This window comes from Cupriavidus sp. 05N39 (genome assembly GCF_056397325.1).
Genome location: NZ_JBFTNE010000095.1, coordinates 17,315 through 27,025 on the forward strand (window position 1 = coordinate 17,315; position 9,711 = coordinate 27,025).

General features: G+C 60.3%; 10 protein-coding genes and 1 pseudogene. 4 read left to right on the forward strand and 7 right to left on the reverse strand.

Annotated features, from left to right (window positions below):
- Positions 1-54 precede the first annotated feature (54 nt).
- Positions 55-309 (reverse strand): DUF6429 family protein, encoded by a 255-nt coding sequence (locus AC1DN0_RS32200; protein WP_441635034.1) that lies wholly within the window; start codon positions 307-309, stop codon positions 55-57.
- A gap of 387 nt (positions 310-696) precedes the next feature.
- Between AC1DN0_RS32200 and AC1DN0_RS32205 the strand changes: the two genes are divergently transcribed.
- Positions 697-1,371, forward strand: a complete 675-nt coding sequence (locus tag AC1DN0_RS32205; protein WP_441635036.1) for a DUF6946 family protein — start codon at positions 697-699, stop codon at positions 1,369-1,371.
- A gap of 61 nt (positions 1,372-1,432) precedes the next feature.
- Here the strand turns inward: AC1DN0_RS32205 and AC1DN0_RS32210 are convergent, their stop codons facing one another.
- A complete protein-coding gene (locus tag AC1DN0_RS32210; RefSeq protein ID WP_441635052.1) occupies positions 1,433-1,666 on the reverse strand; it encodes a type II toxin-antitoxin system RelE/ParE family toxin in 234 nt (77 codons plus the stop codon).
- Between the two features lie 45 nt (positions 1,667-1,711).
- Complete coding sequence (locus AC1DN0_RS32215) at positions 1,712-1,978, reverse strand: type II toxin-antitoxin system ParD family antitoxin (protein WP_441635038.1); 267 nt, start codon at positions 1,976-1,978, stop codon at positions 1,712-1,714.
- Between the two features lie 324 nt (positions 1,979-2,302).
- Here AC1DN0_RS32215 and AC1DN0_RS32220 point away from each other — a divergent pair, with 324 nt between their 5' ends.
- The 3 genes from AC1DN0_RS32220 to AC1DN0_RS32230 all read left to right on the forward strand — a co-directional run bounded on the left by AC1DN0_RS32220 (position 2,303) and on the right by AC1DN0_RS32230 (position 4,323).
- Entirely contained in the window at positions 2,303-2,572 is a 270-nt protein-coding gene (locus tag AC1DN0_RS32220) for a hypothetical protein (RefSeq protein ID WP_441635040.1), read from the forward strand.
- A 429-nt stretch (positions 2,573-3,001) separates the two neighbouring features.
- Positions 3,002-3,679: a hypothetical protein gene (locus tag AC1DN0_RS32225; RefSeq protein ID WP_441635042.1), complete on the forward strand. Its 678-nt coding sequence runs from the start codon at positions 3,002-3,004 to the stop codon at positions 3,677-3,679.
- Positions 3,680-3,681: 2 nt separating this feature from the next.
- Positions 3,682-4,323 (forward strand): hypothetical protein, encoded by a 642-nt coding sequence (locus AC1DN0_RS32230; protein ID WP_477104525.1) that lies wholly within the window; start codon positions 3,682-3,684, stop codon positions 4,321-4,323.
- Between the two features lie 530 nt (positions 4,324-4,853).
- Here AC1DN0_RS32230 and AC1DN0_RS32235 read toward each other — a convergent pair.
- The 4 genes and pseudogenes from AC1DN0_RS32235 to AC1DN0_RS32250 all read right to left on the reverse strand — a co-directional run.
- Complete coding sequence (locus AC1DN0_RS32235) at positions 4,854-5,183, reverse strand: hypothetical protein (protein ID WP_441635046.1); 330 nt, start codon at positions 5,181-5,183, stop codon at positions 4,854-4,856.
- Positions 5,180-6,109 carry a DUF3108 domain-containing protein gene (locus tag AC1DN0_RS32240; protein ID WP_441635048.1) on the reverse strand — a complete coding sequence of 310 codons (930 nt, stop codon included), beginning with the start codon at positions 6,107-6,109 and terminating at the stop codon, positions 5,180-5,182. The genes AC1DN0_RS32235 and AC1DN0_RS32240 overlap by 4 nt, the downstream gene beginning before the upstream one ends.
- Positions 6,110-7,769: 1,660 nt before the next feature.
- The gene (locus AC1DN0_RS32245) at positions 7,770-8,411 is read right to left on the reverse strand and encodes a hypothetical protein (protein ID WP_477146292.1); all 642 of its coding nucleotides are present in this window, start codon (positions 8,409-8,411) and stop codon (positions 7,770-7,772) included.
- Positions 8,408-9,711: pseudogene (locus AC1DN0_RS32250) on the reverse strand (hemagglutinin); the annotation flags it as partial. The gene AC1DN0_RS32245 and the pseudogene AC1DN0_RS32250, both read right to left, overlap by 4 nt.

Below are 9,711 nucleotides of genomic sequence, written 5' to 3' on the forward strand. Positions count from 1 at the left end.
CATGCGCTGCCAGCCGGCGCCGCGGTGACGGAGCATTTCCGATGCGCACCCTCATTACTCCTTAGTGCCGGCGTCAGGAAGAATGAAGTGCTTCCTGAAGAGCCGCTCGGCCTCACGCAAGCCCTGCTCCGTGAACGCCACCGACTTCGATTTGTTCACGGGGTTCGCAATGAAGCCCCGTTCGTGGAGCCGGTTCAAAGCTTCCCAGTCAAAGCCCTTCCATGCGCGGTCATCGTCATGCAGGGCCAGATAGAGCAGCCCCAGGACAGCATCATCGATCGCATCGGTGTTGAGTTGATCGGCGTTCATGTTCAGCTCTCCTTCTTGCGCGGCACCAGCGGTCTACGGTGGGCGATGCTGACAGGCGTCTGGGTCCTCTTGGCAGTTTAGTGACAGTTATTGCAGCAGGTGCACCGGCACCCGTCAAAGCGCTTAGGCATCATGACTCACTTTTGTGCTTTCCCTCACCGCGCTCGAGTGATCCCTCGGATCCTATCCAAGTCGGCACCCGGTTCGTGATCTGCCATGCGTATGGCAGTTCAGCGTGCATCTACCTCAATGAGGCGCGCACAGCGCTTCTCAGCATACACCCTATATTGGCAACCGAACATAAAGCGCCAGCCGCCAGTGCTAGCGTCGTCTCATGCTAGCGGGCTGAGTCGACGCTACAGGCCATTCTCCAGCAGGGGAAAAAAAATGAGCAGGATCTATATCCCAACCGCCGCGGCCGATAACTGGGCCCCCTTCCTTGCAGAACTGGTGAAGCATTGGAAAACCCGCTACACCTCTCGCACATTGGCGCATTGCTGGCAGGAAGCGGATGGCTTTCCCGCGGAAATCGCCAATGCCATCGAAGCCTACCCGGTCCTGCGAGGCACAGCCATGCTGCCCGCCCCCCCGGAGCACCAGGCTGCGATTGCGCGCCGCACCACCAAATCGCAGAGCGACATCCGGGTACTGGGCAAATGCGACGGCCAACTGATCTCCTTCGCTGTGGAAGGCAAAGTTGGCGAGCCCTTCGACCGCACGCTGGCGGAGTGGCTGGAATCGGGAACGCCGGGAAGGCACACCCGCCTCGACTTCTTCGCCGAAACGCTCGGCCTGCTGGAGATCCCGTTATCGATCCGGTATCAGTTGCTGCGCAGAGCCGCCTCCGCGATCCTGGGAGCGGAACGCTTTAACGCGGATCACGCGGTGATGCTCGTTCACTCGTTCAGCCCGACGAATGCGTGGTTTGAAGACTATCGGGCGTTCGCTGCGTTGTTTGGGTTGGATGCGAGGCCTAACTGCTTTTACAGCGCGAAGAGGCTGCCGAAGACGGAACTGCATCTGGGGTGGATTTGCGGGGCTTCGGGGTATCGTGAGCGGTAGGGTGGCTCAYGAGTGGACCGAGCCAAGTGCCAAGGTCAGAATGCCGCCACAGGTGCCCACCTTACGCTGGAATATCGCGAGCGCCATGAAGAACGCGGACAACGGTCACTTCGCTATCGCTTGCGGTAAAGAAGATCACGTAATTGCCGTAGGGACAGGAGCGGATATCGCTACCCAGTTCGGGGCGCCGGCGATAGCTATCTGGATTCCGCGCGATTCGTTGGCACTGCCCACGCAATTCCTCGATGAACGCCAGCGCACGCGCCAGACTATCCGCGGCGATGTAATCGGCAATGCCCCCCCAGGTCCTGCTCGGCCAGCGGCGTGATCGTGAGCCACATCAGCGATGCTTGCTCTTGTCAGCAACGCGATACTTGCTCTCGAGCCTCGCAAACACATCTTCAGCTGGCTTAGGGGTGCCACTTGATAGGCCCGCCGCGATCTCAGCGCGCAGCGCCTCCAGTTCCAGTTGGTTGCGTTGCTCCTGCTGCTCAAGCAGCCGTAGACCCGCGCGCACAACCTCGCTCAAATTGTTGAAGCGCCCACTCTGCACCTGCTCACGAATGAAGGCTTCGAAATGACTGCCAAGGGCCACACTGGTAGGCATCCTGATTCTCCTGGCGCTTAATAACAGTTAACAACAGTTATTACAACAGGCATGCTAGGCCCGGTCAAGACACATAAGCATCAAAATTCACTTCCGCGTTATTCCCTCCGTCAGGTAGCCGTGAAAACTTCGGGCGGCTCGTCTTTGCTGGCGGACCTCATTGCCGGCGATCCCTGTGCTGACGAAGCGCTATCATGGACTTCAGGTAATGGATGCTCGCCTTTATCGGAGGAGGCTTCCTGGGTCTGCCTCTCTACGAGCATACGAAGGCGGCCTGGCGCGACAGCTGACTGCCGTCTCAACCAGCCAAAGAGGAGCGTGAAAATGGTCGAATCGAGAAACGGCCTTTGGAGCCGGACGGGCAGAATACTGGCCACGGCCGGACTCCTGGCGCTATCGGGCGCCGCGCTGGCCACCGAACAGTCGCAGCAGCGCCAACAAGGCAGGGACGTAAACCAGGCTGCCAAACAGGAGGCGCGCTCTGGCAAGGTCGACTGCCGGGCCGCAAACCAGAAGAGCAACTCCCAGTGCCGGCAGGACAAGCGCGACACGAAGCAGGAGGGCCGTCAGGACAAGCGGGACATCAAGTACTGATGGGGAGTACCTGTCGAATGCCGTGCCCGCCAGCAGCGGAACACGCATCGGCTGCTCGGCGACCCTTGTGCTGAGCGTGCGCGTCTCGCCCGCTGCCGCGCCGCGATGCGCTGTCTCCTTACAGGCAGACCGTGTTGCGAAATCGGCGACGCGGGCGTGATCCGCAATCGTCACCCGGATTCGTCGCTCTCTTCGTCTTCGGCCATGCGGCATAGCGGCCAAGAGACGTTTGCGCCGGATTCCAGCCACGGTGTGAATTCTTGCCTACACTGCAAACGGCGGCATCCGGACAGTCCGGGTGGCGCCGCCATCACCGTCCGGTCGCGTCCAGGCGTCTGCCCGCCTGAGATGCGCAGGATCGATGCCATCAAGCCGGCCATGACATCGACGAAAACCTCAGCGGGGGCAGACATGTCGAGGTGCGCGCCAGTGTTGACTACCTCAATCGATCCGCATGCCGCCGAAGCCCGGCCCCGCCTGCTCGATACTGTCGACCGGGTTTCCGAGATGTGCTTCGGCCTGTTCATGGCGCTGACCTTCGTGGGGGCGGTATCGGCAGTGGCAGCCCCGGCGGATGCCGCCCGCACCATGTTCCTTACTGCCCTCGGCTGCAACCTGGCCTGGGGGCTTGTCGATGCCGTGATGTACCTGGTCCGCACCCTGACCGAACGGGGGCGCAAACTGACGCTGATCAGGGCGGTGCGAAGCGCAAACGACCCGTCCGACGCCATCGCGTGCCTGCGCAATGCGCTTTCACCGACGTTGCGGCCACTGGTGGAAGACGCGGAACTGGAGGCGATACGCAGCCGTATCGCCAGGACAACCGACTGGCCCGAGACGCCCACCCTGGGCGCCCAGGACTTTCTGGCGGCAGCAGCGATCTTCCTGATTGTCGTACTCGCCACATTCCCGGTTGCGCTTCCCTTCATTATCGTCCCCGAGGTATCGACGGCGCTCCTGGTATCGCGGGTCCTGACCATCGTGATGCTGTTCGGCGCCGGCCTCGCCCTCGGGCGCCATGCCGGCTTCGGCGGCTGGATCGCAGGCCTGGCCATGACGGTGCTGGGCGTCGCGCTGACCGTGGCCATCATCCTGCTGGGAGGCTGAGCATGTGGGCCGCCCGGCTGGCCGCGCACTGCCTCCTGCTGGCCGCGGCGACCGCGCCCCTGCATGCGCGCGCAGCCGGGGAAAGCCAGCCACCCGCGGCGGAAGCGCCCACGTGGAGTGGCGCGGTTTCGGCTTACCTCAACCTGCCGAGCGGCAGCGACGCCTATGTCACCGGTATCGCCATCGCCAATCGCGGCGCCTTGCACCTGGAAGCACGGAGCAACTATGAAGGCAAGGACGCGTACTCATTCTTCGCCGGGTACAACCTTGCCGCCGGCGAAGCCGTGCGCCTCGAGGTCACGCCGATCCTGGGGGGGGTCACGGGCAGCACGAACAGCGTGGTGCCCGGATTCGAGGCCACGGTGACCGGCCGCTATGCGGATGCCTATGTCGAGTTCGAATACGTGCCGAACGCCAAGCCGTCCGCCTACACCTACGCCTGGACCGAACTAGCGTTCCGTCCCGTGGACTGGCTCCGCGTCGGCCTTGCCGGACAGCGCACGCGCGCGTATGAAAACGGCCGCGACCTGCAACGCGGCGTCTTTGCGCAAGTAAAGGGCAAGCGCGCCTCCGCCGCGGTGTACTGGTTCAACCCGACGTCGCATGAGCAGGTCGTCGTGGTCTCAGCGGCGATCAGCTTCTGACGCGTCGTCGTAGAAAGCCGCACCGAAGGTTCGGTTCCAGACAGATTGCCCCCTGCGCAAGGGAATAATGGTCACAAGCGCGAATCCAGCGTAGCAGGACCAGACCACCTCATTAGAAGAGGGGGCAAAACAATATGAGCCACCAAGTTTTACGAGCCGCAATGCTTGCAGCCGTTGCCCTGTTTGTCGCTGCCGGAGCCTATGCGCAAACGCAAGCGAGGCAAGGCGAGGTAAGCAAGGCGCAAAGGATGTCGGTCTGCCAGTGCGTGGCCGACCTCCTTTTCATGGCCGCTCAACTACGCGATATAGGGGCGCCCAGGCAAGATGTACTGAAGAAACTGAGTCAGGTTGGCGGGGGCGACCCGCTCTTTCTCTCCACGACCACCGAGGCTACAAACATTGCCTACGACATGCCGCAAATATCGCCGGCGAAACTGAGGCAGGTTCACATCGACAGGTGCAGGAAGGAGGACAGATGAAGAACGTGGACTCCAGATCCTGCCCGGCGAGCGGCGTGATCGTGAGCTGCATCAGCGGTGCTTGCTCTTGTCCGTAGCGCGGTACTTGCTCTCGAACCTCGCGGACAGATCTTCGGCAGGCTCAGGGGTACCACTCGATAGGGCCGCCGCGATCTCAGCGCGCAGCGCCTCCGCTTCCAGTTGGTTGCGTTGCTCCCGCTGCTCAAGCAACAGTAGACCTGCGCGCACAAGGGAAGAGGATGTACTGCTCATCGAATTCCCTTGAAGCGATATTTTGAGAACTGCGTGGCCGCGCCCGTGGGGATCGTTAGCATCATCGGCAACTAATTGCCGATGATGTGAGATCGTCATGGCGATGGAAAACGCGAGTTCGTCAATCAACGCGCAGCAGGAAGAAACAGATCAAGCACCGGCGTGTTTTCGTCGGCATCCGTGAGGGCGACGCGAACCGGCCCAACGTTTGGCGCCAGCCAGACTGTGCCGTGGAAGACTGGCTCAATCGTGACCTTGCCATCGTTACGGTAGCTGTATTCCAGCACCTGGCCTTCGACGGCAACCTTGCAGGCCTGCGCGTAGGTGCCATCCGGCGCCGCCACGTTCTCGCGCCCTAGATACGTGAACTTGAGCTCGGTAATGACCCCGCCAAAGGTCAGCCCGTACGAACCAGTGCCGTCCGCGGCTTGCTTGAACATCGTGTAGGTCCTGGATTGGCCGGTGGCAAGTCCGGCCAGCACGGGTGACGTCATCTGAATATTGGCGCGCATCGCACTATTCCATGGAACGCCCCCGCCAGACGCCATTGCCGCAGGCACCTTCCCCGAGGCGATCAGGTCCGACAGCGAGGTGGCGGCGTAGTCGAAGCGGTAGCGTCGATCCGATCCACCGGAGCCTGGTTTGGCATATGTCACAGCGCCAGCCGGCAAGACGGGGGTCTGCGGATGCAAGTACACAGTGTGGTGCTGCTCCCCCTCGCCGAAGAAGAAGTTCTTGCTATTCCGCACGTCAATCGCGGGGTAGGCGTTGCCGTCAAAGCTCTGCGTCCCCAAGCCGGCCACATCCACCACGTCGACTTGGACCGGCACGATCCAGGATGCCGAGACGTGGCTCCTGGCGCCTTGCGCAGGCGCCTGCAAACACTCCTGACCTAACACGGTGGGGTCGATTGTCTGCGTGATCGTGCCACCGCCATTGACCGAATCAGTGTGAGCGGTTTCCGGGCTGTCACTACCGCCACCGCATCCCGCCAGGGTCATGGTCACGGCCAGCGCGACAGCCGTCATCGCGTAACGCTCGAATTGCGAGTTCATGGATTTCTTCTCCTTTTTGTTGAAGAGATCTAGCTGAGCGTGGCCAGCAGGAGCGGCGCCTTAGCCTCAGATAGCCGGGCGGTGCGAGTGGCACGGCAACCAGCAGTCGCTGGCGACTGTTTGATTGGCTCGCTGGGCGGAAACGCGGATGCCCGCGCCGGCTCCGGCCACATCGGCAATGGCGGTCTGGTACTCGGACACCGGGCCGGTGACTCAACCGCGCTAGATGTGTGCGCGACGTTAGCAGAGTTGAAATACCAGGAAAATCGGACGTGTACTAATTCATCGTTCATTTACACTTTTTGCTTTTTGGGCAAATACGCCAGCAAGGAGCACCTACAGCAATCTGACGCTTGAGCGAGCACCAACGGTCGCGATTTAGTCAGATGTGAAAAATGTTGAAGTCGGAATCTCTACCGGACCGTCCGCTGAGCGACGGTCGTCGCGCGAAAGGTGAGAGGGAGATGGGCGTTCGCGTGTATCTGACGAAGGCCTGGCTGCGAAGCTGCCCCCGTGCATCGGGCGTAGTGGGGCGCGATGGGCGAAGTTGAAAGCGATGCGGGCGGGCGCAGGCAGCGCGCGAACTGAGGCTGAGGCCAGCGCGCACGACTACTCCGCCATGACGAGTGCGCAACGTTGATGGCTGAGCGGATGCCGCCCAGCCATCGGTGCTCAGAACATGTCATCGATTCGATTCACAATGGCGAGAGGCTGCTGCTGCAACGGCGCCAGCAGGCTATGCAAGCAGCATGCAATCAATCGCGGCATTGGCTTGCGGAAGGCATGTTTTGGTGCGCTCCCAAGCGCATTCAATCGCGAAAGACATCCATCAGGATCTGGAAGCATTGGGCAGCCGGCGAGCGCCAGGCAAAATCAAACCGTGAGCCAGAAGTATCGGGAGCAGATAGGAGGGGGCAATCTCATTCAGGCAGACGTTTGAATCGATAGATCGCGAAGTACCTAGCCGTCCCCGTAGGAATCGAGCCTAGCCGCAAGCTCATGTGGACCTGCATTCCGCGCTCAAGGATGAGGTTTCCTGATGGATCTAGGTACAAGGTTACAACAGAATCGGAATAATTCGGTCCAAACTCAGACCGTCCCCCATCACTTGCCCCTCCCCACGAGACGATTCCATCAGAACCAGTGCAGACAAATTTTCCCTTGTCCTCAAAAGAAGAAACATACTCAAACGACCTCCCGTTCCCATACTGCAGAGCGATTGGCGCAAAGCGGTTCGTCATCCGCACCGTTGCGAAGGTAGGGGGAAGGGACCGTCCGTCGCCGGACTGAGACGCCGCTATTACTTCCTGCGCTTGACGAGCGTCCCGAAATGGAAAGGCGTTTGATAAACGCCATTTCCTTGCCGCTTGTTGTGCTGCTGCATCCCCTTCAATGAGTTCACCTATTCCTTCATATCGCCCGCTTAGATTCGGGCAGTGAGCAGCCGCGTATTCGGCAGGATCTAGATTATTACCTCCAACGCCGGGATAGTTCAGCGGGGAATGGAGACAGGCCGTACAACTCAGAGCTATTCCAGCAACACATAACTTGGCTCGCGCCATTTTTTCCTTTGCTTGCTGCGCCCGATTAGCGGAATTCGCCAGGCAATATCCCGCGGCGAGCCGCACGTGGCTTGAGCACAGACGGAAGGGGGCATTCTTCACTGGATCCGCTTGAATCTATACTTCGCAAAATGCTGGGCCGTACCCGTGGGAATCCCCCCAAGCCGAAGCCTCATATGAATCTGCGTAAATTTCTCATAGATGAGATCACCATGCTCGTCGAGGTAAAGCATTGCCACCGAATCAGATGTATTCGGTCCGAATTCGGAGCGCCCCCCCTTGCTCGCGCCGCCCCAGGTTATTTTTCCTTCAGCCCCAGTGCAAACGAAGCGCTTTTTGTCCTCAAAGGAAGACTGCTGTATTGCACTTCTTCCGTTTGGATATGTGAACCTACTTTGGAAGATCCGTTCCTTGACCAGCGATACTTGCCCGTCCTTTGGGTATTGGAAGCGTCCTGTCTCAGACCTAGAGGCATCGTCAATTGYAGACACCTCATCCGCTTTCGCAAATGGGAATACATTGTCTAAGCGCCTGGTCTTTGCCCAACCTTGCGCAGTAGCGTCTCCATCCAGAAGTTCGCCCCTCCCGTCATACCGGCCGGTCAAATCAGGACACGCTGCATCAACATAGCGAGACGGGTCGATATTCTCACCACCAGCACCAGGGTAGTTCGGCGGCGAGTGGAAACAACCCGAGCAGGCCATGACCAGAAAGGGGATGGCTAACTTCATTGCACTCATTTTGCATTCTTCGATTGTTGGCTCTGGTTGCGGAAGACGGACCAATCTATGCCGTATTGATTGAGCAATGTCACGCCAGCGAATGGAGCTGCCAATGGAATATCGATATCGGTCTGGATCTCAAACATCATCCGTTGAAAGCTCGTCATCCCTTCCTTCAGATTCCCCAGCTGGTCATAGGCAGTCAAACTGCCTAGATAGTCATGAGGGCCGGCGAAGGACTCCAGCACCTTGTCCGTGAACGTGCCCGGAGGGTAGGGTGACTTAGCAAGGGTGCCTGGCAGCCCTTGGAATCCGCCGGTCAGCCCCCCCTCTCTATTGAGAGCTTCGGTCAGAGTCCATTTGTCATTCGTATCCGGGTTGATTCCTGTTCCGGTGAAATCCCAGGCCCCATCCGGTCGCTCGGCAACTATTCCGTATTTTCGCAAGTCGTCAGCGCTAACGCGCGTCCCGGCAATCTTCATGCCGTCGCCGTCAATACCAGAGCTGGATCCAGTAGCATTCGAAATCAGTCGCCCATTTTCATCCCTTGCATCGTAGATGCCTTTGAATCGCTGAGACGACTCAATCTGATCCTGACGCATCGCATCGGCCGCCCAAGCGACGGCAGCCGTCGCCAAGCCAGTCACGGCCCCTGCCTTGCAGTCGCCGCCCTGCATCGCAGCCGTACCACAACCAGCCGCACCAGACGCCAGCAGACGGTCCACGCCGTAGCTGGACCCAAAGTACCCCGCCAGCCCCCCGGTTACCGCTCCCGCGAGACCCGCCGTCGCCAGTTGATCGAGCTTGATCGTGCCAGTCATGCCAATCTGAATGGTCGCGCTTGAGGCAATGCTACCAAGCGCACCGGCGATGGCAAGGTTGGCCATGCCTCCGGCTGCAAATGCAGAACTAGCAAGGAGGCCGCCCGCTGCCGTCGCCTCGACAATCGATCCCGTGGCGATAAGCGCAGTCATACCGGCCTCCGCCGCTGCGATCTGCGCCGCAGCGATGGCTGCAGATGCCGCTCCGGCCGTCACTACGGCCAATGCCACCGCGGCCACCATCGCCACGATCTGCCCCAGCGGCCCGAACCCCTTCTTCTCCTTGATGAACCGCGTGTGGATGTCGTCGGCGACCGTGCTCTCGGTGTAGTTCAGCCCGAGGTTGGCCTTCATCTGATTGACTAGAGCCACGGTCGCGGCCTCGTCCACCCTGCCGTCGGCGCCGCGGATCAGGAACGCATCGTTGACCGCATTGATCGCGTCGGCCTCGATGTTCATGTGCATCGCGCTCATGAACCCGCCCGGCTGCACCACCG

What these genes read in the sequence shown, in the direction of transcription:
- AC1DN0_RS32200 (WP_441635034.1), bottom strand. Translation starts at nt 309, where the DNA reads ATGAACGCCGATCAACTCAACACCGATGCGATCGATGATGCTGTCCTG.
- AC1DN0_RS32205 (WP_441635036.1), top strand. Translation starts at nt 697, where the DNA reads ATGAGCAGGATCTATATCCCAACCGCCGCGGCCGATAACTGGGCCCCC.
- AC1DN0_RS32215 (WP_441635038.1), bottom strand. Translation starts at nt 1,978, where the DNA reads ATGCCTACCAGTGTGGCCCTTGGCAGTCATTTCGAAGCCTTCATTCGT.
- AC1DN0_RS32220 (WP_441635040.1), top strand. Translation starts at nt 2,303, where the DNA reads ATGGTCGAATCGAGAAACGGCCTTTGGAGCCGGACGGGCAGAATACTG.
- AC1DN0_RS32230 (WP_477104525.1), top strand. Translation starts at nt 3,682, where the DNA reads ATGTGGGCCGCCCGGCTGGCCGCGCACTGCCTCCTGCTGGCCGCGGCG.
- AC1DN0_RS32240 (WP_441635048.1), bottom strand. Translation starts at nt 6,109, where the DNA reads ATGAACTCGCAATTCGAGCGTTACGCGATGACGGCTGTCGCGCTGGCC.